The organism is Pantoea sp. y20 (assembly GCF_054903455.1).
Window position 1 is genome coordinate 3,991,320 of record NZ_CM142816.1, and the last position, 22,956, is coordinate 4,014,275.

The 22,956-nt window shown below is 53.7% G+C and carries 15 protein-coding genes, 4 tRNA genes, 3 rRNA genes and 1 riboswitch; of the genes, 5 read left to right on the top strand and 17 right to left on the bottom strand.

Going from position 1 to position 22,956, the window contains the following annotated elements; genetic code table 11:
* Positions 1-247: 247 nt before the first annotated feature.
* Complete coding sequence (locus tag ACYAC5_RS18585) at positions 248-1,768, top strand: YifB family Mg chelatase-like AAA ATPase (protein WP_110867717.1); 1,521 nt, start codon at positions 248-250, stop codon at positions 1,766-1,768.
* A 30-nt stretch (positions 1,769-1,798) separates the two neighbouring features.
* Here ACYAC5_RS18585 and ACYAC5_RS18590 read toward each other — a convergent pair whose 3' ends face one another.
* Entirely contained in the window at positions 1,799-2,137 is a 339-nt protein-coding gene (locus ACYAC5_RS18590) for a MaoP family protein (RefSeq protein WP_008106616.1), read from the bottom strand.
* Positions 2,138-2,258: 121 nt separating this feature from the next.
* Between ACYAC5_RS18590 and hdfR the strand changes: the two genes are divergently transcribed.
* Positions 2,259-3,080: an HTH-type transcriptional regulator HdfR gene (gene hdfR / locus ACYAC5_RS18595; RefSeq protein WP_008106614.1), complete on the top strand. Its 822-nt coding sequence runs from the start codon at positions 2,259-2,261 to the stop codon at positions 3,078-3,080.
* 105 nt (positions 3,081-3,185) lie between these two features.
* Here hdfR and ACYAC5_RS18600 read toward each other — a convergent pair.
* The 9 genes from ACYAC5_RS18600 to btuB all read right to left on the bottom strand — a co-directional run bounded on the left by ACYAC5_RS18600 (position 3,186) and on the right by btuB (position 11,766).
* Positions 3,186-3,261, bottom strand: a tRNA-Trp gene (locus ACYAC5_RS18600).
* A gap of 8 nt (positions 3,262-3,269) precedes the next feature.
* A tRNA-Asp gene (locus ACYAC5_RS18605) sits at positions 3,270-3,346 on the bottom strand.
* Between the two features lie 102 nt (positions 3,347-3,448).
* Positions 3,449-3,564, bottom strand: a 5S ribosomal RNA gene (gene rrf / locus ACYAC5_RS18610).
* 106 nt (positions 3,565-3,670) lie between these two features.
* Positions 3,671-6,576: ribosomal RNA gene (locus ACYAC5_RS18615) — 23S ribosomal RNA — on the bottom strand.
* A 202-nt stretch (positions 6,577-6,778) separates the two neighbouring features.
* A tRNA-Ala gene (locus tag ACYAC5_RS18620) sits at positions 6,779-6,854 on the bottom strand.
* A gap of 143 nt (positions 6,855-6,997) precedes the next feature.
* A tRNA-Ile gene (locus ACYAC5_RS18625) sits at positions 6,998-7,074 on the bottom strand.
* A gap of 73 nt (positions 7,075-7,147) precedes the next feature.
* Positions 7,148-8,687 (bottom strand): 16S ribosomal RNA (locus ACYAC5_RS18630).
* Together the 16S, 23S and 5S rRNA genes with 4 tRNA genes alongside form the textbook arrangement of a ribosomal RNA operon.
* A gap of 396 nt (positions 8,688-9,083) precedes the next feature.
* Positions 9,084-9,935, bottom strand: a complete 852-nt coding sequence (gene murI, locus ACYAC5_RS18635; protein ID WP_309832659.1) for a glutamate racemase — start codon at positions 9,933-9,935, stop codon at positions 9,084-9,086.
* Positions 9,880-11,766, bottom strand: coding sequence for a TonB-dependent vitamin B12 receptor BtuB (btuB, locus tag ACYAC5_RS18640; RefSeq protein ID WP_309832657.1), 1,887 nt, complete (start codon positions 11,764-11,766; stop codon positions 9,880-9,882). Before btuB ends, murI begins: the two co-directional genes overlap by 56 nt.
* A gap of 68 nt (positions 11,767-11,834) precedes the next feature.
* Positions 11,835-12,017: riboswitch (cobalamin riboswitch) on the bottom strand.
* 112 nt (positions 12,018-12,129) lie between these two features.
* Here btuB and trmA point away from each other — a divergent pair.
* Positions 12,130-13,233, top strand: coding sequence for a tRNA (uridine(54)-C5)-methyltransferase TrmA (trmA, locus tag ACYAC5_RS18645; protein ID WP_192415340.1), 1,104 nt, complete (start codon positions 12,130-12,132; stop codon positions 13,231-13,233).
* Between the two features lie 32 nt (positions 13,234-13,265).
* Here trmA and ACYAC5_RS18650 read toward each other — a convergent pair whose 3' ends face one another.
* A complete protein-coding gene (locus ACYAC5_RS18650) occupies positions 13,266-13,622 on the bottom strand; it encodes a YijD family membrane protein (RefSeq protein ID WP_061720276.1) in 357 nt (118 codons plus the stop codon).
* An 18-nt stretch (positions 13,623-13,640) separates the two neighbouring features.
* The gene (gene fabR / locus ACYAC5_RS18655; protein ID WP_008109648.1) at positions 13,641-14,285 is read right to left on the bottom strand and encodes an HTH-type transcriptional repressor FabR; all 645 of its coding nucleotides are present in this window, start codon (positions 14,283-14,285) and stop codon (positions 13,641-13,643) included.
* A 194-nt stretch (positions 14,286-14,479) separates the two neighbouring features.
* On the opposite strand from fabR, the gene sthA reads away from it, so the two are divergent.
* Positions 14,480-15,880 (top strand): Si-specific NAD(P)(+) transhydrogenase, encoded by a 1,401-nt coding sequence (sthA, locus tag ACYAC5_RS18660; RefSeq protein ID WP_101760632.1) that lies wholly within the window; start codon positions 14,480-14,482, stop codon positions 15,878-15,880.
* Here the strand turns inward: sthA and oxyR are convergent.
* The 5 genes from oxyR to argC all read right to left on the bottom strand — a co-directional run bounded on the left by oxyR (position 15,863) and on the right by argC (position 21,596).
* The gene (oxyR, locus tag ACYAC5_RS18665) at positions 15,863-16,780 is read right to left on the bottom strand and encodes a DNA-binding transcriptional regulator OxyR (protein WP_008109652.1); all 918 of its coding nucleotides are present in this window, start codon (positions 16,778-16,780) and stop codon (positions 15,863-15,865) included. The two genes, sthA and oxyR, sit on opposite strands and share 18 nt — an antisense overlap.
* Before the next feature lie 341 nt (positions 16,781-17,121).
* Positions 17,122-18,495, bottom strand: a complete 1,374-nt coding sequence (gene argH, locus ACYAC5_RS18670; protein ID WP_192415346.1) for an argininosuccinate lyase — start codon at positions 18,493-18,495, stop codon at positions 17,122-17,124.
* Positions 18,496-18,570: 75 nt separating this feature from the next.
* The gene (locus tag ACYAC5_RS18675) at positions 18,571-19,788 is read right to left on the bottom strand and encodes an argininosuccinate synthase (RefSeq protein WP_101760634.1); all 1,218 of its coding nucleotides are present in this window, start codon (positions 19,786-19,788) and stop codon (positions 18,571-18,573) included.
* Between the two features lie 14 nt (positions 19,789-19,802).
* On the bottom strand, positions 19,803-20,576 hold the full coding sequence (gene argB / locus ACYAC5_RS18680) for an acetylglutamate kinase (protein ID WP_192415338.1): 774 nt from the start codon (positions 20,574-20,576) through the stop codon (positions 19,803-19,805).
* 15 nt (positions 20,577-20,591) lie between these two features.
* Positions 20,592-21,596, bottom strand: coding sequence for an N-acetyl-gamma-glutamyl-phosphate reductase (gene argC / locus ACYAC5_RS18685; RefSeq protein ID WP_192415337.1), 1,005 nt, complete (start codon positions 21,594-21,596; stop codon positions 20,592-20,594).
* A gap of 169 nt (positions 21,597-21,765) precedes the next feature.
* Between argC and argE the strand changes: the two genes are divergently transcribed.
* On the top strand, positions 21,766-22,914 hold the full coding sequence (gene argE / locus ACYAC5_RS18690) for an acetylornithine deacetylase (protein ID WP_101760637.1): 1,149 nt from the start codon (positions 21,766-21,768) through the stop codon (positions 22,912-22,914).
* The last annotated feature ends 42 nt before the right edge of the window (positions 22,915-22,956 follow it).

The following is a 22,956-nucleotide window of genomic DNA, read 5'->3' on the forward strand; positions in this document are numbered from 1 at the left end:
GGAAAATTTTATGATGCCGCTGGCGGCCCGCCGTTATCACATTGTAAATAAAAGGTTATTTACATTTGTGATAAAAATTCATAACGCCCGCGTCGTAATCTTCATTTGGAGTTTACGATCAAGCTTTGATTTTCAGTGAAAGAGCGGCAATTATCAGGGAATGTAAGGAATCTGGCTCTGAAGTTGAGCAGTAAGCCATTGTTCATCTGTCTGGCTGCTTTGATGATAAGGACAACAAGGAGCGGTTATGTCTTTATCGAAGGTATTAACACGAGCTGCGCTGGGTGTTCAGGCTCCGCTGGTGACGGTGGAAGTGCACATCAGCAACGGCTTGCCGGCCCTGACGCTGGTTGGACTGCCTGAAACCACGGTAAAAGAAGCGCGGGAACGGGTGCGAAGCGCGATTATTAATAGCGGGTTCACCTTCCCGGCGAAACGCGTCACCATCAATCTGGCGCCTGCCGATCTGCCAAAAGAGGGCGGACGCTATGACCTCCCCATCGCTATCGCCATTCTGGCGGCCTCTGAGCAGCTGCCAGACGCAAAACTGGGGCAATTTGAATTCCTGGGGGAGTTAGCACTTAACGGCGCGCTCTGTGGCGTTCAGGCCGCTATTCCAGCTGCGATGGCGGCACTGCAAGCAGGCAGACAAATGGTGTTAGCTGAACAGAATCAACAGGATGTAGGGTTGATTCAACAAGGCGAGACGCTGGTTGGCAAACATCTGGTAGAAATCTGTGCGTTTCTCCATAACAAAACCACTCTCACTGTCGCGCATTATCAGCCCGAAACGCTTGAACAGGAAAAGCAGGACCTCAGCGATATCATTGGCCAGGATCAGGGCCGACGTGCACTGGAGATCACCGCAGCTGGCGGGCATAACCTATTACTGATTGGGCCGCCTGGCACCGGCAAGACCATGTTAGCGACGCGTTTGCCCGGTATCATGCCACCGTTAGACGACCAGGAAGCGCTGGAGTGCGCCGCTATCGCCAGTCTGGTAAGCAGTGGCAATCTCCATCATCAGTGGCGCAAACGGCCGTTCAGAGCGCCTCATCACAGTTCATCACTCTATGCGCTGGTTGGGGGCGGCTCCTTGCCGCGGCCGGGAGAAATCTCCCTGGCACACAATGGCGTGTTATTCCTCGATGAGCTGCCAGAATTCGAGCGCAGAACGCTTGATGCTTTGCGCGAACCGATTGAATCCGGAGAAATCGCCATTTCACGCACGCGCGCTAAAGTGACGTATCCCGCGCGCTTTCAATTGATCGGCGCGATGAATCCCAGCCCGACCGGGCATTATCAGGGCAACCATAATCGCTCATCACCTCAGCAGGTGTTGCGCTATCTCAATCGGTTATCAGGACCTTTTCTCGATCGCTTTGATTTATCGTTAGAGGTCCCACTTCTTCCCAGTGGGTCTCTGAGTAAGAAACAACAAGTCAGCGAAAGCAGCGCTGAAGTTTTAACTCGCGTCCTCGCCGCACGAAAGATTCAAACAGCACGCAGCGGAAAGGTGAATGCTCATCTCTCTAACCCAGAGATTTTGCGCTGGTGTCCATTGAAGCAGCAGGATGCTGAATGGCTGGAAGAAGTGTTGAATTCGTTGGGGCTTTCAGTACGCGCCTGGCAGCGGATTTTAAAGGTGGCCAGGACAATAGCTGATTTAGCAGGTGAAGAGCAGATTACTCGTAGTCATTTGCAGGAAGCGGTGGGATATCGCAGCATCGACCGCTTAATGATCTATCTGCACAAGACTCTGGAATAAAAAACGGGGCTTATATAAGCCCCGCTATTCTTAATCATCGCTATCGCTAAAATCTTCCACCGTATCCATCTGCGGCTTGCCGCCAGATAGCGTATGGAAACGCTTAGGTCGCTTGATACGTGCGGTATATTTCGACCATACACGTTCAGCTTCCGTTTGTGGCTCACGAAGACCACGACATACTTCTAAAAATGAACGCTCTTCTTCTGTAATGGGTTCACGCTTAGCGAGATCCAGTTCATTAAAGGCGTAACCGTGGCGCTCCAGAAGCTGAGCTTCTTTAATGGTGAAATCACCATGACGCGAAAAACCACGTGGGTAATGTTTGTTATCAAAGAAACGATTCGTTGTTGCGAAGCTATCCGCCATTTTACACGCTCCTGACTCTCATATGGCCGTGCTATTTATGGCGCGGAGTATTAGATAGGCTTGACAGAGTGTAAAACAAAACATTTAAATCAGTACGACAAACAATTTTTGGGAGAATGCAGTGGATACGGAATTACTGAAAACTTTCCTCGAAGTGAGCAGAACACGCCATTTCGGGCGTGCTGCTGAAGCGCTTTACCTCACGCAATCTGCCGTTAGTTTTCGCATTCGTCAGCTGGAAAATCAGCTGGGCGTAAACCTTTTTACTCGTCACCGTAATAACATCCGGCTGACTTCAGCAGGCGAGCGTTTATTACCCTATGCCGAAAGCCTGATGAGCACCTGGCTGATGGCCAAAAAGGAAGTTTCGCATACACAACAGCATCATGAGCTTTCAATAGGAGGTAGCGCATCCCTTTGGGAAGCGTACTTAACTCCTTGGTTGCAAACACTTTATGAGAATCGAGAAAGCCTTCATCTCGAGGCACGTATCGCCCAGCGACATTTACTGGTTAAGCAATTGCATGAACGTCAGTTGGACCTGTTGATCACAACTGAAGCGCCAAAAATGGATGAGTTAACCAGCCAGCAAATAGGGCATATTTCGCTCGCATTGTTCCGGGCGCGTAAAACCGAGAAGCGTGAAAAATATGACTATATCAAGCTGGAATGGGGCGCAGATTTTCATCAGCATGAAAGTTATCTGTCCAGTGATGATGTTCCCGTATTAACCACCACATCCGCACATTTAACACGCGAATTACTGCACACCACCGGTGCTTGTGCCTTTTTACCTGATTTTTGGCACGGCATTTATAGTGATTTGATGGTTATTCCAGATACACCCGTCGCCGTGCGACCGTTATATGCGGTGTGGCTGCAGAATAGCGATCAGCAAAGTCACATTCGTCAGCTGCTTAAATATCCGGTTTTGACACAATAAGATAATAAATAAGGGAGTTTGAGTGGATCACAGTGAAACTCAAACTCATTTCACTGCTGAATTTTGGACAAAAAAAATCCTTTGCCGAAGCAAAGGATTATTTTCTGGCAGGGGCGGAGGGACTCGAACCCCCAACACCCGGTTTTGGAGACCGGTGCTCTACCAATTGAACTACGCCCCTAATTAGGGTGGCGGAACGGACGGGGCTCGAACCCGCGACCCCCTGCGTGACAGGCAGGTATTCTAACCAACTGAACTACCGCTCCACCGATTCTGTACTGATATCAGACAATCGTTCTGATTTCAGGTGTTTCGCCCTTCCCGCGTCACGGGGAAGGTCACGACCCGGTAACGGGTCTTAAATTGATGCCTGGCAGTTCCCTACTCTCGCATGGGGAGGCCCCACACTACCATCGGCGCTACGGCGTTTCACTTCTGAGTTCGGCATGGGGTCAGGTGGGACCACCGCGCTAAAGCCGCCAGGCAAATTCTTTGTGCAAAAACGAATGACATTCGCTTCCGCTGATTCTTTAATCCGTAAACAAGCTGAAAATATCCGGTCTCTCAGACCAAAACGCCTCTGGCGTTGTAAGGTTAAGCCTCACGGGTCATTAGTACCGGTTAGCTCAACGCATCGCTGCGCTTACACATCCGGCCTATCAACGTCGTAGTCTTCAACGTCCCTTCAGGACTCTCAAGGAGTCAGGGAGAACTCATCTCGGGGCAAGTTTCGTGCTTAGATGCTTTCAGCACTTATCTTTTCCGCACTTAGCTACCGGGCAGTGCCATTGGCATGACAACCCGAACACCAGTGGTGCGTTCACTCCGGTCCTCTCGTACTAGGAGCAACCCCCCTCAATTCTCCAGCGCCCACGGCAGATAGGGACCGAACTGTCTCACGACGTTCTAAACCCAGCTCGCGTACCACTTTAAACGGCGAACAGCCGTACCCTTGGGACCTACTTCAGCCCCAGGATGTGATGAGCCGACATCGAGGTGCCAAACACCGCCGTCGATATGAACTCTTGGGCGGTATCAGCCTGTTATCCCCGGAGTACCTTTTATCCGTTGAGCGATGGCCCTTCCATTCAGAACCACCGGATCACTATGACCTGCTTTCGCACCTGCTCGAGCCGTCACTCTCGCAGTCAAGCTGGCTTATGCCATTGCACTAACCTCCTGATGTCCGACCAGGATTAGCCAACCTTCGTGCTCCTCCGTTACTCTTTGGGAGGAGACCGCCCCAGTCAAACTACCCACCAGACACTGTCCGCAGCCCGGATTACGGGCCTACGTTAGAACATCAAACATTAAAGGGTGGTATTTCAAGGTTGGCTCCACGCAGACTGGCGTCCACGCTTCAAAGCCTCCCACCTATCCTACACATCAAGGCTCAATGTTCAGTGTCAAGCTATAGTAAAGGTTCACGGGGTCTTTCCGTCTTGCCGCGGGTACACTGCATCTTCACAGCGATTTCAATTTCACTGAGTCTCGGGTGGAGACAGCCTGGCCATCATTACGCCATTCGTGCAGGTCGGAACTTACCCGACAAGGAATTTCGCTACCTTAGGACCGTTATAGTTACGGCCGCCGTTTACCGGGGCTTCGATCAAGAGCTTCTCCTTGCGGATAACCCCATCAATTAACCTTCCGGCACCGGGCAGGCGTCACACCGTATACGTCCACTTTCGTGTTTGCACAGTGCTGTGTTTTTAATAAACAGTTGCAGCCAGCTGGTATCTTCGACTGCCTTCAGCTCCATCCGCGAGGGACTTCACCTGATGACAGCGTGCCTTCTCCCGAAGTTACGGCACCATTTTGCCTAGTTCCTTCACCCGAGTTCTCTCAAGCGCCTTGGTATTCTCTACCTGACCACCTGTGTCGGTTTGGGGTACGATTTCGTGTTACCTGGAGCTTAGAGGCTTTTCCTGGAAGCAGGGCATCAGTTACTTCACCACCGTGGTGGCTCGTCGTCACGCCTCAGCCTTAAGATACCCCGGATTTACCAAAGGTATCAGCCTACACGCTTAAACCGGGACAACCGTCGCCCGGATAACCTAGCCTTCTCCGTCCCCCCTTCGCAGTAACACCAAGTGCAGGAATATTAACCTGCTTCCCATCGACTACGCTTTTCAGCCTCGCCTTAGGGGTCGACTCACCCTGCTCCGATTAACGTTGAACAGGAACCCTTGGTCTTCCGGCGAGCGGGCTTTTCACCCGCTTTATCGTTACTTATGTCAGCATTCGCACTTCTGATACCTCCAGCAGCCCTCACAGGCCACCTTCAACGGCTTACAGAACGCTCCCCTACCCAACAACGCATACGCGTCGCTGCCGCAGCTTCGGTGCATGGTTTAGCCCCGTTACATCTTCCGCGCAGGCCGACTCGACCAGTGAGCTATTACGCTTTCTTTAAATGATGGCTGCTTCTAAGCCAACATCCTGGCTGTCTGTGCCTTCCCACATCGTTTCCCACTTAACCATGACTTTGGGACCTTAGCTGGCGGTCTGGGTTGTTTCCCTCTTCACGACGGACGTTAGCACCCGCCGTGTGTCTCCCGTGATAACATTCTCCGGTATTCGCAGTTTGCATCGGGTTGGTAAGCCGGGATGGCCCCCTAGCCGAAACAGTGCTCTACCCCCGGAGATGAGTTCACGAGGCGCTACCTAAATAGCTTTCGGGGAGAACCAGCTATCTCCCGGTTTGATTGGCCTTTCACCCCCAGCCACAAGTCATCCGCTAATTTTTCAACATTAGTCGGTTCGGTCCTCCAGTTAGTGTTACCCAACCTTCAACCTGCCCATGGCTAGATCACCGGGTTTCGGGTCTATACCCTGCAACTTAACGCCCAGTTAAGACTCGGTTTCCCTGCGGCTCCCCTATACGGTTAACCTTGCTACAGAATATAAGTCGCTGACCCATTATACAAAAGGTACGCAGTCACCCCATTAAAGAGGCTCCCACTGCTTGTACGTACACGGTTTCAGGTTCTGTTTCACTCCCCTCGCCGGGGTTCTTTTCGCCTTTCCCTCACGGTACTGGTTCACTATCGGTCAGTCAGGAGTATTTAGCCTTGGAGGATGGTCCCCCCATATTCAGACAGGATACCACGTGTCCCGCCCTACTCTTCGAACTCACAATCTGTGCACTTTCGTGTACGGGACTATCACCCGGTATCGTGCGACTTTCCAGACGCTTCCACTAACGCACAAACTGATTCAGGTTCTGGGCTGTTCCCCGTTCGCTCGCCGCTACTGGGGGAATCTCGGTTGATTTCTTTTCCTCCGGGTACTTAGATGTTTCAGTTCCCCGGGTTCGCCTCGCAACACTATGTATTCATGTTGCGATGATGCACTGGGTGCACCGGGTTTCCCCATTCGGACATCGTCGGCTGTAGCGGTTCATATCACCTTACCGACGCTTTACGCAGATTAGCACGTCCTTCATCGCCTCTGACTGCCAGGGCATCCACCGTGTACGCTTAGTCGCTTAACCTCACAACCCACAGGCGTTTTGCAACGCGCGCAGACTGCAAGCATTTGAGAGACTCGAACATATCGCCGCTTCATTCTTATTACGGAGAATGAAGACGATACGTCGTTTCAATTTTCAGCTTGTTCCGGATTGTTAAAGAGCATAATACTTCGCAGCACACCGTTTCCGGTTTGCTCTGAAGTATTGTTTTGAGTCACTGTAATGGTGGAGCTAAGCGGGATCGAACCGCTGACCTCCTGCGTGCAAGGCAGGCGCTCTCCCAGCTGAGCTATAGCCCCATACAGTTACTGCAGAGACCACTACTACCACTCACCAGGAGTTCCGTTTTTGACAAACGGTAATTTCTTTTCAGGCAAGGCAAAGTGGCGCGACGTATAGTTCACTATACGAGCGGCGCTTTAACGCAGCATGAGAAGAAATTTGGTAGGCCTGAGTGGACTTGAACCACCGACCTCACCCTTATCAGGGGTGCGCTCTAACCACCTGAGCTACAAGCCTGTAGAGGTTTTTTCTGCTCGTTACTTTCTATCAGACAATCTGTGTGAGCACTTCGCGGGAAAGTATCTTCAGGTAAGGAGGTGATCCAACCGCAGGTTCCCCTACGGTTACCTTGTTACGACTTCACCCCAGTCATGAATCACAAAGTGGTAAGCGCCCTCCCGAAGGTTAAGCTACCTACTTCTTTTGCAACCCACTCCCATGGTGTGACGGGCGGTGTGTACAAGGCCCGGGAACGTATTCACCGTAGCATTCTGATCTACGATTACTAGCGATTCCGACTTCACGGAGTCGAGTTGCAGACTCCGATCCGGACTACGACGCACTTTATGAGGTCCGCTTGCTCTCGCGAGGTCGCTTCTCTTTGTATGCGCCATTGTAGCACGTGTGTAGCCCTACTCGTAAGGGCCATGATGACTTGACGTCATCCCCACCTTCCTCCAGTTTATCACTGGCAGTCTCCTTTGAGTTCCCGGCCGAACCGCTGGCAACAAAGGATAAGGGTTGCGCTCGTTGCGGGACTTAACCCAACATTTCACAACACGAGCTGACGACAGCCATGCAGCACCTGTCTCAGAGTTCCCGAAGGCACCAAAGCATCTCTGCTAAGTTCTCTGGATGTCAAGAGTAGGTAAGGTTCTTCGCGTTGCATCGAATTAAACCACATGCTCCACCGCTTGTGCGGGCCCCCGTCAATTCATTTGAGTTTTAACCTTGCGGCCGTACTCCCCAGGCGGTCGACTTAACGCGTTAGCTCCGGAAGCCACTCCTCAAGGGAACAACCTCCAAGTCGACATCGTTTACGGCGTGGACTACCAGGGTATCTAATCCTGTTTGCTCCCCACGCTTTCGCACCTGAGCGTCAGTCTTTGTCCAGGGGGCCGCCTTCGCCACCGGTATTCCTCCAGATCTCTACGCATTTCACCGCTACACCTGGAATTCTACCCCCCTCTACAAGACTCCAGCCTGCCAGTTTCGAATGCAGTTCCCAGGTTAAGCCCGGGGATTTCACATCCGACTTGACAGACCGCCTGCGTGCGCTTTACGCCCAGTAATTCCGATTAACGCTTGCACCCTCCGTATTACCGCGGCTGCTGGCACGGAGTTAGCCGGTGCTTCTTCTGCGGGTAACGTCAATCGGTGAAGTTATTAACTCCACCGCCTTCCTCCCCGCTGAAAGTACTTTACAACCCGAAGGCCTTCTTCATACACGCGGCATGGCTGCATCAGGCTTGCGCCCATTGTGCAATATTCCCCACTGCTGCCTCCCGTAGGAGTCTGGACCGTGTCTCAGTTCCAGTGTGGCTGGTCATCCTCTCAGACCAGCTAGGGATCGTCGCCTAGGTGAGCCATTACCCCACCTACTAGCTAATCCCATCTGGGCACATCCGATGGTGTGAGGCCCGAAGGTCCCCCACTTTGGTCTTGCGACGTTATGCGGTATTAGCTACCGTTTCCAGTAGTTATCCCCCTCCATCGGGCAGTTTCCCAGACATTACTCACCCGTCCGCCACTCGTCACCCGAGAGCAAGCTCTCTGTGCTACCGTTCGACTTGCATGTGTTAGGCCTGCCGCCAGCGTTCAATCTGAGCCATGATCAAACTCTTCAATTTAAGTTTGATTTGCTGAAACCAGTTCAGCGATGCTCATCTGTAAAACGTCATAATGAATTTCATTATGTGTTCACTCGTGAGGCTTTGATATTTTTTTGCGTCCGGAGACGCGGATATCAATCCTGCGAGTGCCCACACAGATTGTCTGATAAATTGTTAAAGAGCATGCCGCGATTTCTCTAGCGGCGCGGGATGCGTATATTACGCTTTCCGCATTCTCAGTCAAGCATTTATTTTTGCTTTTCTGAAGGTTGCCTTGAAGACCACCTCCTGAACACTTCGCTTCGTAAGCCGTTGTTCCGTGTCAGTGGAGGCGCAGTATAGGGATTTCTTCGGAGCTGACAAGCGCTAATTTCAAATTAATTTCCGAGTGCTGATTTTTTCGTCGAAACGCCACTAAACTGCTAATTTTTCCAGCAACGGGAAGCCATAACGCTGCAAAATCGGTGACAATTTCGTCACTTCATCATCTATACGCGTACAGAACGCTAAATTCTGACCGGATGAAACCGCCTGCGGTGCTTCATGCTCTAATAACCAAACGGTACGACGCGCAATCGCCGCGCCCGAATCCACCAACCTTGTCCCTTCCGGCAGCACCAGTTGCAGCTCATCACGTAGTAAAGGGAAATGCGTACATCCGAGAACCACGGTATCAGGTGGCTCTTTCATCCGTAGCCAGGGTTGCACAGCACGGCGTACATCAGCGAGCTCAACATCTTCGCCATGCAGCTTGGCTTCCGCCAGCTCCACCAGCTCAGCAGAGCCAAGCATTTCGATTTTGCAGTCGCGGGCAAATTGCGCCACTAACTCATGGGTATAAGGACGTTTCACCGTGCCGCGCGTGGCCAGCAATCCCACTACGCCGTTACGCGTCAGGCGCGCAGCAGGTTTAATCGCAGGCACCACACCCACAACCGGGAATTCGAAACGTTCACGCAGAGCCGGCAAAGAGAGGGTGCTGGCCGAGTTACAAGCAATGATCACCAACGCAAGCGGGAAACGCTGAGTGATAGCCGTCACCATCGCCACCACGCGCTCGACAATAAAGTCTTCGGATTTTTCGCCGTACGGGAACCCTTCATTATCAAAGGCGTAGAGATAGTGAAGATCCGGCAGTAAATGCCGGACCTCATCATAAACGGAGAGCCCACCCACGCCGGAGTCAAACACCAGCACGGTGGGACGCAGATCAGAAGCTGTAGCTGGCGCTGAGGTAGTACTCCGTTCCTGGAGTTGGATAGCCATACGCTGTCTCATAATCTTTATCGAACAAGTTGGCAATTCTACCACGAACGGTGAGCTGTGATGTGACCGGATACGAGACCGCGAGATCTACCGTGCTGTAACTCGATAAACGACGCTGCTCGCTGGCATATTCGCTGGTGTTGTTATCGTAGCGCTTACCGAAGTACTGGTAGATGACATCAATATCAAAGTCATACACCGTCATACCCAGCTGATATTTGGCCTGCTCACGCGCACGACGCGCCAGCGTTTCACCATCTGAATCACGACGCGCATCCAGATAACCCAAGGTGATCTGGTGATGAAGGAAGCGGGTATCAAAATCAGCGGTGGCTTCAATACCTTTCAGCGTAACGGCTTTTTCATTGTAATAGCCGCCCTCAAAAGTCACAGGATCAGAAGCATAGGTAATGAGATTACTGACTTTATTGTGATACGCCGCAACACGCCAATTAACCGGACCGGTTAAACCTTCCAGCGCGGCTTCCCACTGTTTTGATTTCTCAGGATTCAGATCGGGATTAGAGCTAATACCAAAGCGCTTCAGACCATATAGCTGGCCTAACGTCGGCGCCTGGAAACCCGTGCCGTAAGAGAGTGATGCCTTGTAACCCGGCACAAACTCCCAACCCGCAGCCGTTTGCCAGGTGCCATGACGGCCAAAGTCCTGGTTATCATCGCCACGCGCCGAACCTTCAAGCGTAACATTGCCAAACTGCTGCTGAGCCGTCAGGTAAGCACCGGTGTTGTCTTGCTTGTAAACATCTTTATCACGCGGTGCGCCAGAATAGAGTTGTCCAATCGAACTCAGTTTCTGCTGCTGCCAATCCAGACCAGCGCTGACCATGCCATGCCCCACCGCAAAGGTGTTACCCCATTGCAGGTTGCGCTGCTCCATGTCATCCAGGCTATTGGAATCTGCATAGCGGCCGTCAGACCCAACGTAGTTATAGATTTTGTACTTTTGATAACTGGCGGTCAGCTGCGAGGAGTATTCCTCTTTATTAAAGCGCAGACCGGTATCAAACGAGTGATTATAGATCTGTTGCTCATCCTGACCACCGACATAACCCGCATCGTAATCTGAGTTCGCGGCGTAACCGTAACCCCGGAAGAAGCCAGAAAACGCCTCGTTAAACTTGTGGTCAACGCCAGCCCAGAACGCCTTATTGCGCCAGCCATCACGATCGCGATCGATCGGAGACGTTGAGCCCGGCTGAACGTTGTAGCCGTTGGTGGCCTGATAAGAGCCCGCCACCGTTACGCGCGTCTGGTCCGTGACATTTTGATTGATGCCGCCGCTGTATTCCTGATAGCCCTTCGAACCAAAGCCAGCCGTCAGCGAGTTTTGATTATTCGGGTTTTGCGTAATGACATTCACCACGCCGCCAATCGCATCTGCGCCGTAAACGGCAGAGCGCGGGCCGCGAATGAACTCAACGCGCTGGATGATGGAAACAGGGATTTGGTTGAAGTCAGCAACGCCGGTAATGCCAGGCTTAGAGAACGGCACACCGTCAACCAGAATTAGCGTATGGCGCGCTTCCGAACCACGTACATACATAGAAGCGCTTTGCCCAATGCCGCCGCTTTGCGCGATATCCACGCCCGGCAAGCGGCGTAACACTTCCAGTAGGTTCTTGGATTGCCACTGATCGATCTCGTCACGGGTGACGACAGAAGTCGAAGCCAGCACCGACGAGACCGGCTGCGCGAAGCGGTTAGCGGTAACGATTTGCGTATCATCATTCTGCTGCGCGTAGCCAAATTGCGCCCAGAGAGACAACGCCGTTGCACTGAAGGCAAACAGCGAAGCATGTGTTTTTTTCATTGTTATAGCATCCAAAAGACGAAGCAGGATGCCGCACGACTACAACCAATAGCTCGCGATGGTCGTATGTATTGCGACGTCACACCGGCAGGTCTTCGGGCTGAGAATCATAAATGGTGAAAAAACTTCCCATCCGGCAGGACAGTGTTTGTAATTGCCATCACCACGACATTCTTTACCGCTGCGCGTCAGCTCCAGATTCACACTGGATTCCCTTTTAACTCAAGGAGGCCGGCAGGCGCAGTCTACGGCCAGGAAGGCCGGAAATCCAGACTTCCAGCCATCTTGTTTTCCGCAGGGCTGGACATCAGCAGTTGAATGCCTACAATCGCCCGGCAAGCCAGCTTATTACCAGGATTAAAGATGACACCCGAACAGCTCCCGATTGAACAATACGACGCGCAACTGGCGGAAAAAGTCAGCCGCTTACAGGCGATGATGATGCCCTTTGCCGCGCCCGACGTGGAGGTGTTCCGTTCGCCGGTCAGCCACTATCGGATGCGTGCCGAATTCCGCATCTGGCACGACGGAGACGATCTCTACCACATCATCTTTGATCAACAGACCAAGCAACGTATCCGCGTCGATCAATTCCCGGCGGCCAGTGAATTGATCAACCAGCTGATGCCAAAACTGATCGCGGCGATCCGTGACAACCGCGCGCTGCGTTTCAAACTGTTCCAGATCGATTACCTGTCGACGATGAGCAACCAGATTGTTATCTCGCTGCTCTATCACCGCAAGCTGGAAGAGGAGTGGACCGCCGCCGCCAGCGCCCTGCGCGACAGCCTGCGTGCTGAAGGCTTTGACGTGCAGCTGATTGGCCGCGCCACCAAAACCAAAATCTGCCTCGATCGCGATTACGTGGATGAGCGCCTGCCGGTCGCGGGGAAAGAGATGATTTATCGTCAGGTGGAAAACAGCTTCACCCAGCCAAACGCGGCGATGAATATTCAGATGCTGGAGTGGGCGCTGGACGTCACGCAGGATTCGCAAGGCGATCTGCTGGAACTCTATTGCGGTAACGGCAACTTCTCGCTGGCGCTGGCGCGTAACTTCCGCAGCGTGTTGGCCACGGAAATTGCCAAGCCGTCGGTCGCGTCCGCGCAATACAACATTGCTGCCAACCATATTGATAACGTGCAGATTATTCGTATGGCCGCTGAAGAGTTTACCCAGGCGATGACGGGCGTTCGCAGCTTCAATCGTTTAGAAGGCATCGACCTGAAGAGCTATCAATGCGAAACCATTTTTGTTGATCCGCCACGTAGCGGGCTGGATGAGGAAACCGTGAAGATGGTGCAGGCCTATCCGCGCATCCTTTATATCTCTTGCAACCCGCAAACGCTGTGCGACAACCTCGCGGTACTGGGAGAAACGCATGACGTCACGCGTCTGGCGCTGTTCGATCAGTTCCCGTATACCCATCATATGGAATGCGGCGTGCTGCTGACGCGCAAGGCCTAAACAAAAACGGGAACCCCAAGGTTCCCGTTTTTTCACTGCTTGCTCTTCGCGCGGCGAAAACGCATACCAATCCAGAACACCAGCGCCACCATCAGAATGGTCGGGATAAAGTTAGAGCCGATATCCGGATATTCAGCCCGCACCAGCGCGCTATAAACCAAAATACCCAGCAGGAAGAACGCCGCCGCCAGTGAAGGCATGCCGTCTGGCATATTGCGGTTGAGGTAACGCTGATGCAAACACCAGGCCGCGAGGCCAAGCGCAATCAGCGGGAATATCGAAAAGGGAACAAACGTGCTGAACAGCACCGAAAAGGAGCCGTTGATCGCTAAACCGGTGATAAAAGCCAATAAAAGCGTTCCTTTATCGCGTGGGTTTTGCTCAATCATTTCATTATCCTTATCACATTACTCTTCGGGTTTTTCCAGGGTAACCGCCAGACGCTCTTGCTCCCGGCGATACCAGTAATAAGCGCCTTTGGCGATCATGCGCAGCTGCAGCACTAATCGATCCTCAAGCTTACGGCGCTGCTCAATATCAACGTCCAGCGCTTCGGCACCCGCGCTAAACACAATCGTCACCATGGCTTCGGCCTGCGCTTCGGTGAAGCTGCGCGGCATGCGATTTTCTAATTCAAGATAATCGGCCAGTTCGGCGATGAAGTGCTGAATCTCACGCGCGACTGCGGCACGAAAGGCCGCCGAGGTTCCGGAGCGCTCGCGTAGTAAGAGCCGAAAAGCATTGGGATTGTTCCCGATGAACTCCATAAAAGTTGCCACCGAGGTTTTGATAATGCTGCCACCCTTGGCAATACGCTGGCGCGCCTGACGCATTAACTGGCGCAGCATCAAGCCGCTTTCGTCCACCATGGTCAGCCCCAGCTCATCGACATCGCGGAAGTGACGATAAAATGAGGTCGGCGCAATCCCCGCTTCGCGTGCAACTTCGCGCAAACTCAGGCTGGCAAAACTCCTTTCTGCACTTAACTGACTGAAGGCAGCTTCAATCAGTGAACGTCGTGTACGTTCTTTTTGTAGCGCTCTGACGCCCATTTTCCCGGCCTTTTAGGTGATTTGGCAGGCACTATAACAAACTTTTCAGCGTACAGCGGTGCAAACTTTGTGAACGCCTGTGAACCTCACGCTTTGTCAAACTTCAGCAATTTACGCTGTTAGAATTCAGATGTGCGCGGCGAGATGTTAGAATCTCGTTGTAAAAATGTGATAAAAAAATAGGACGTACTGGTATGCAAAAGTCTTACGATTACGATGCCATTGTGATTGGCTCCGGTCCGGGCGGCGAAGGTGCGGCGATGGGGCTGGTGAAGCAGGGAGCGCGTATTGCAGTGATCGAACGCTACCACAACATCGGCGGCGGTTGTACACACTGGGGAACCATCCCTTCCAAAGCCCTGCGTCACGCTGTTAGCCGTATCATCGAGTTCAATCAAAACCCACTTTACAGCGATCACACTCGCCTCCTGCGCTCCTCTTTCGCCGACATTCTCAACCACACCGAGAACGTGATCAGTCAGCAAACCGCTATGCGTCAGGGCTTCTACGAGCGCAACCGCTGTGAACTTTATCAGGGCGATGCCCGATTTGTTGATGCCAACACTATCGAAGTGGAACAACCCGACGGCACCCGCGAGCGATTAACCGCGGCGAAATTCGTGATCGCCTGCGGTTCTCGCCCGTATCATCCCGCGGATGTCGATTTCACCCATCCGCGCGTTTACGATTCCGACTCCATCCTCAACCTGCATCATGAACCTGGCCACGTCATCATTTATGGCGCCGGCGTAATTGGCTGTGAATATGCCTCGATTTTCCGCGGCCTGAACGTCAAGGTTGACCTGATCAACACCCGCGACCGTCTGCTGGCATTCCTCGATCAAGAGATGTCAGATTCCCTCTCCTATCACTTCTGGAACAGCGGCGTGGTGATTCGTCACAACGAAGAGTTCGAGAAGATTGAAGGCGTTGATGACGGGGTGATAATTCACCTTAAATCGGGCAAAAAAGTGAAAGCCGATTGCCTGCTGTACGCAAACGGTCGAACCGGTAACACCGATTCACTGGCGCTGGAAAACGTCGGACTGGAAGCGGATGGTCGTGGCCTGCTGAAGGTGAACAGCATGTATCAAACTGCGCTGCCGCATATTTACGCGGTTGGCGACGTGATTGGTTATCCAAGCCTGGCTTCTGCTGCTTACGATCAGGGCCGCATTGCCGCGCAGGCGATCATCAAAGGTGAAGCTACCGCGCACCTGATCGAAGATATTCCAACCGGGATTTACACCATTCCGGAGATCAGCTCAGTGGGTAAAACCGAACAGCAGCTGACGGCGATGAAAGTGCCGTATGAAGTGGGTCGTGCGCAGTTTAAACATCTGGCGCGTGCGCAGATTGTTGGCATGCACGTCGGCAGCCTGAAGATTCTGTTCCACCGCGAAACCAAAGAGATTTTAGGGATTCACTGCTTTGGCGAGCGTGCTGCGGAGATCATTCACATCGGCCAGGCCATCATGGAACAGAAGAACGGCGGCAACACGATTGAGTACTTCGTGAATACCACCTTCAACTATCCCACCATGGCCGAAGCCTATCGCGTGGCAGCGTTAAACGGCTTAAACCGCCTGTTTTAACGAGGTATCCAGATAACCCTTCATGTGGGTTTTGATTGCTTCTGCCAACTGCTCATAGCGGCTGCGCAGAGGCGATCCTGGACGATAAACCAACGCGATGGTGCGCTGCGGCACCGGCTTGTAGCACGGTAAATAGCAGACGCCATCACGTTCGCGTTCATTCGGCACGGACAGCGCAGGTAACAAGGTAATGCCGCTACCGGCGGCAACCATGTTGCGCAGCGTTTCCAGACTGGTGGCGCGGAAATGCGTATCTTCATCGGCACCGGCTTCGAAGCAGAAGCCCATCGCCTGATCGCGCAGGCAGTGCCCATCTTCCAGCATCAGTAATTTCTCACCGGCCAGATCCGACATCGGCACGCGATCGCGATCGCGCCACGGATGATCGGCATACACCGCTAGCGTCATTGGCTCATCAAACAGCGGCACCTCAATAAAGGCTTCACTCTCTTTCACCAACGCCACGATGGCGCAATCCAGCTTGCCGCTGTCGAGCTGTGCCAGCAGTTGCTGCGTCTGCGCTTCATGCAGGTACATTTCGAGTTTGGGGAAGGTTTTGTGCAGCATCGGAATGATGTGCGGCAGCAGATACGGCCCGGTGGTTGGAATCAAACCAATGTGCAGCGGTCCAGACATCGCTTCGCCTTGCTGGCTCGCCATCTCCTTCAGCACTTTCACTTCGCGCAGCACGGTTCGCGCTTGATCCACCAGCAACAGTCCTGCCTGAGTAAACAACACCTTACGGCTGGTTCGCTCCAGCAGCATCACGCCAAGTTCATCTTCCAGCTTACGAATCTGTCCACTTAAGGTAGGTTGGCTGACATGACATGCGTCAGCTGCACGCCGGAAATGGCGATGCTCCGCAAGTGAAACCAGGTATTCGAGATCACGAATATTCATTGAAATCCTCCAAACCACGATAGCCCGTGGCGATAGATAGAATAGCAATGAACGATTGGCCCTATCAAGGCGTGAGCGGGAATAATGCGCGCATCAAATGATCTGGAGCAGAACCTGCAAACTGCTTAAAACCAATCACTGTGCTGGCCGGGAGTGGCCTGCCCTTGATGATGTGCCTATAACAAAATGTAATTCCGAAGCTAGAGGTTGGCGGGCTACCGAAGAGGTGCCCGCTTTTTTTTGCTTGTCACTCGCTTGCTGGATATCAACAGAGCGCGATAAATCGCGCCGCTACGCATTCCTGCATATACCGCAGCGGCGCAATCTAATGCGCATAGCTTTTAACCCAAGCGCTTCTGCGCTTCGCTGATGGCGAAGGCGACCTGTTGAGGAGCGACACCGCCTTGCGCATTACGCTTATCCAGGCAGGATTGCAGCGACAGAATTGGATACACGTCATCCTCAATCACCGCGCTGAACTGCTTCAACTGCGTCAGAGTGAGCGCTTCCAGCGCCACGCCTTGCTTGATCGCTTCCACCACGGTTTCACCCACAATGTGGTGGGCTTCGCGGAACGGAACGCCTTTTGCCACCAGATAATCGGCCAGCTCGGTCGAGTTGGCGTAGCCCTGCTCAGCGGCTTCCTGGCAGCGCGGACGTTTTACCTGAATGCCGTCCAGCACCAGCACCGACATATGCAGGCAGTCGAGCCAGGTATCCAGCGCATCGAACAGCCCTTCTTTGTCTTCCTGCATATCTTTGTTGTACGCCAGCGGCAGGCCTTTCAGCGTCATCATCATGCCGGTCAGCGCACCTTGCACACGGCCACATTTGCCACGGATCAGCTCCAGCGCATCCGGGTTTTTCTTCTGCGGCATCAGCGACGATCCGGAAGTGACTTTATCCGACAGCTCAAGGAAGCCCGCTTCACCGGTGTTGAAGAAGATCAGGTCTTCAGCAAAGCGCGACAGATGCACCATGCCAATCGAGGCGTCTGACAGCAGCTCGAGCACGTGATCGCGATCGGAAACGGTATCGAGGCTGTTACGCGTGGCAGAGGCAAAACCTAACCAGCCGGCCAGCTGCTGACGATCAATCTCGTAGGCGGTACCCGCCAGCGCGCCGCAACCCAGCGGACTGACATCCATACGCTTCAGTGCATCCTGCAGACGGCTCTCGTCACGCGCCAGCATCTCAACGTACGCCAGGCACCAATGCGCGAACGTCACCGGTTGCGCACGCTGCAGGTGCGTGTAACCCGGCATCACCGCGTCCTGATTGGCTTGTGCCGTGGCGACCAGCGCCGATTGCAGCTCACGCGTCGCCTCCAGCAGCACGGCAACCTGCTCTTTGCACCACAGTTTCAGATCGGTCGCGACCTGATCGTTACGGCTACGGCCGGTGTGCAATTTCTTGCCCAGCGCGCCGACTTTGTCAATCAGCTTGCCTTCCACCCAGCTGTGAATATCTTCCGCATCGCTTTGCAGAATCTGCTCAGGATTGGCGCGTACCTCGGCCAGCAGTTCATTCAACGCGCTTTCCAGCTGTTGCTGCTCTTCATTGGTCAGCACGTTGACCGTCACCAGTGCTTTTGACCAGGCAATCGAGCCGGTAATGTCCTGCTCGGCCAGGCGATAGTCAAAACGCAGCGAGTCGTTGAACTGTTTGAACCGTTGGTCTGCTGCCTGCGAAAAACGTCCGCCCCAAAGTGCCATCTGCATTACTCCTGAATCTGTTATAGAAAAGGCGGCCCGAAGCCGCCCTTGCAAAATAGGTCGATTGCCGCGGTATTACTTCTTCTGCTCGTTCAGCGCACGAATGCGTGAAGAGAGTGAGAACAAGCGGATAAAGCCGCCCGCGTGACGGTGATCGTAAACTTCGTCTTCGCCAAAGGTGGCGAACTCTTCTGAGTACAGGCTGTTAGCAGAGGTTTTCTGAATCGCCGTGGCCTGGCCTTTATACAGCTGCAGTACCACTTCGCCATTCACCTCTTCTGCCAATGATTCAGCTGCGGCCTGGATAGATTTACGCAGCGGCGCGAACCAGCGACCATCGTAAACCACGTAAGACATTTCATGGCCCAGCTGCTCACGCCATTTGAAGCTATCGCGATCCAGCACCAGCTGTTCAACCGCACGCAGCGCGTTAACCATGATGGTGCCGCCTGGAGTTTCGTAGCAGCCGCGGGACTTGATGCCTACCAGACGGTTTTCCACGATGTCGATACGGCCGACGCCGTGTTTCGCGCCCAGCACGTTGAGTTTTTCCAGGCACTGGAACGGGCTCAGCGTCTCGCCATTCACCGCCACCACGCGACCTTTCTCCACGGTGACCGTGACATTTTCTGGCTGATCGGGCGCTTCCAGCGGATCAACGGTCCACACCCAGCAATCTTTATTCGGTGCATTGGCTGGGCTTTCCAGCACGCCGCCTTCGGTAGAGATGTGCCATGCGTTCTCGTCACGGCTGTAGATTTTTTCCAGCGACGCGGTGGTCGGGATATTGCGCTCTTTCAGGTAATCCAGCAGCGCTTCACGTGAACGCAGGTCCCACTCACGCCATGGCGCAACCACTTTCAGTTGTGGAGCCAGCGCGGTGTAGGTGGTTTCGAAACGCACCTGATCGTTACCTTTACCGGTTGCGCCGTGGCACAGCGCATCTGCGCCCACTTTCAGCGCCAGCTCAACCTGGGCTTTAGCGATAATCGGACGCGCCATAGACGTACCCAGCAGATAAGTGCCTTCGTACAGGGCGCCAGTCTGCAGAACCGGATACACGTATTCGCTGATGAACGCTTCACGCAGGTCAACCACGTGGCACTCAGACGCACCTGACTGCAGCGCTTTCTTCTCAACGCCTTCCAGATCGGCTGGATCCTGGCCAATGTTCGCCACGAACGCCACCACTTCACAGCCGCCATAGTTCTCTTTCAACCATGGAATGATGGCTGAAGTATCCAGACCGCCGGAGTAGGCCAGAACGATTTTTTTGATGTTTTGCGTGCTCATGTCTTAATCCTTGATTATGCGAGAATCCGGGTGCCAATCGACACGCCGTTGAAAAGGGTTGGCAGTTGTTCAGCATGACGCCAGCTGGCGATATCGACCGGGCGACCGAGCGTGCGGGCGGCATCAAGCGCCGCGTTCACTTTCACGATCATGCCATCGGTGATGATGCCCTGCGCAATCAGCTGCTCCGCTTTCGCGGCGGTCATCTCTTCGATGCGCTGACCTTTGCCGTCGAGAATACCGCTGACATCAGACAACAGCACCAAATCGGCACCGATGGTCGCAGCCAGTGCGGTGGCGGCCTGGTCGGCGTTGACGTTCATCAACTCGCCGCCGTCGGTGATGCCAATCGAGCTGATCACCGGCATGTAGCCCGCCGCCAGCAGCGTGTTCACCAGCGCCGGATTGCCCGGCGTCGCGTTGCCAACGTGTCCCAGCTCTTCATCGAACTGCGCCACGTTGACCAGACTGGCATCGCCGAGGCACAAACCCACCGCGCCGATGCCATATTTCTTCGCCCACGCCAGCAGCGTTTTATTGGCGGTACCGGCTAACGCACCGGTAATAATGTCAATCTGATCGGCTGGCGTCACGCGCAAACCGTTCTTCTTTTTCACCGGCAGCGCGAGCTTCTTCATCAGCTCGTCCACCACGCAACCGCCGCCGTGCACAATGATCAGCGGACGCTGATGTTCATTGCGGTACGCCAGCAGGGCATCAAACAGACGAGCCAGCGCTTCTTCGCTATCCAGCAGCACGCCACCCAGTTTAATGATCAATGGATTCATTGCGTTATCCGTTCGTTAAATCAGAGACAGCGTTTCGGGGAAGCCGAAACGAATGTTTAAACACTGAACCGCCTGCGATGAGGCGCCTTTCAGCAGGTTATCTTCGGCAGCCACCACAATCAGGTGCTCGCCTTGCATGGCGAAGCCGATGTCGCAGAACGGCAAACCGACCACCGCTTTCAGCGCTGGGACGCCTTTGTCATAGACGCGCACCAGCGGTTTATCGTGGTAGGCGCTATGGAAGGCATCCGCCACATCCTGCTGCGTCACGCCCGCTTTCAGGCGGCAAGTGGTGGTCGATAAAATCCCGCGTGGGAAGCTGCCCAGATGTGGCGTGAAGATCACCGGCGTACCGAGATGCGCCACAATTTCCGGGTGATGACGATGATTAAACAAACCGTACGGCTGCAAGCTCACTTCACAGAAGCTGGTGCCAACGTTGGCTTTGCGCCCTGCGCCGCTCACGCCGCTGGTGGCGTTAATCACCGGCCACTGTGCATCGTTAAGCAGACCCGCTGCGATCAGCGGTTTCAGCGAAAGCTGGGCTGCGGTTGGGTAGCAACCCGGCACCGCAACCAGCTCTGCGTCTTTGATTTTGTCGTGCTGCCATTCGGCCAGGCCGTAAACCGCCTTGTCCAGCCAATCCTGATGCTGATGGCTGAAGCCGTAATATTGGGTATAGAACGCATCGTCGTTTACGCGGAACGCGCCGGAGAGATCGAACACCACGCAACCGGCTTTGAGGAATTCAGGTGCCAGATCGTGGCTGACTTCGTGAGCCGTGGCGAGGAACACCACGTCCACTTTGTCGGCCCATTCAGCGGCATCGCTCAGCGGCTGCAGCGGCAAATCGACAATGCCTTTGAGCTGTGGATGCAAATCCGACAATAACTTTCCAGCATCCGGGCTTTGCGCTGAAACCGCCAAAGCGGTTATGTTCATATGCGGATGGCGATTCAGGTAGGTGGCAAGCTCTACGCCAGCGTAACCACTGGCACCAACGATCAGCGTATTCAACATCAGGCTGTATACCTTATTACAGTCACACGTATCGGGTCGCGGCCTTGCCCCGTTGCCCAGAATGCCGTTTGCGGAAGATTTGATGCTTCACATGCAAGCGACGTTATTGTATTTTTATTCACTATTAATGCATGAATATTGATACATCCTAACCCAAGGACCGTCAACAGTGAAGACAAAATTACCACCTTTTATCGAACTCTACCGCCAGTTGATTGCCACGCCATCAATCAGCGCAACCGACAGCGCACTGGATCAGAGTAATGAAACTTTAATCAATTTGCTGGCCGGCTGGTTCCGCGATATTGGCTTCAGTGTTGAAGTGCAGCCGGTGCCTGGCACGCGGCATAAATTCAACATGCTGGCGCGCAGCGGATTGGGCGCAGGCGGCTTGTTATTGGCGGGTCATACCGACACCGTGCCTTACGATGACGGCCGCTGGACGCGCGATCCTTTCACGCTGACCGAACACGACAACAAGCTGTACGGCCTCGGCACCGCCGACATGAAAGGCTTCTTCGCCTTTATTCTGGATGCGCTGCGTGACGTTGACGTGACCAAACTCAGCAAGCCGCTCTACGTCCTCGCCACCGCCGACGAAGAGACCACCATGGCGGGCGCGAAGTATTTCTCTGAATCCACCCAATTGCGTCCGGATTGCGCCATCATCGGCGAGCCCACCTCACTTAAGCCGGTGCGCGCGCATAAAGGTCATCTGTCGAATGTGATTCGTATTCAGGGGCAATCAGGCCACTCCAGCGATCCGTCACGCGGCGTTAACGCCATTGAACTGATGCATGAATCCATTACCCAGCTGATGCAGCTGCGTAACACGCTGAAAGAGCGTTACAACCACGATGGTTTTGCCATTCCTTATCCAACCATGAACTTTGGTCATATTCACGGTGGCGACGCCGCCAACCGCATCTGCGCCTGCTGTGAATTGCACATGGATATTCGTCCGCTGCCGGGCTTAACCCTGAGCGATTTGGATGGTCTGCTAAATGACGCGCTGGCGCCGGTAAGTGCGCGCTGGCCGGGACGTCTTACCGTGGGCGAGCTGCATCCGCCGATTCCAGGCTACGAATGTCCGGCCGATCATGAGCTGGTGCAAGTGGTGGAGAAGCTGCTGGGCGTGCCAACCGAAGTGGTGAACTATTGCACTGAAGCGCCTTTTATCCAGCAGTTGTGCCCAACGCTGGTATTAGGCCCGGGATCTATCAATCAAGCCCATCAACCTGATGAGTTTATTGATACCGCATTTATCAAGCCGACTCATGCGCTTATCACCCAAGTCGTACAGCATTTTTGTCATTGATGAACAACAAATGGGGCATTTCACTGTTAAATCAGCAAATTG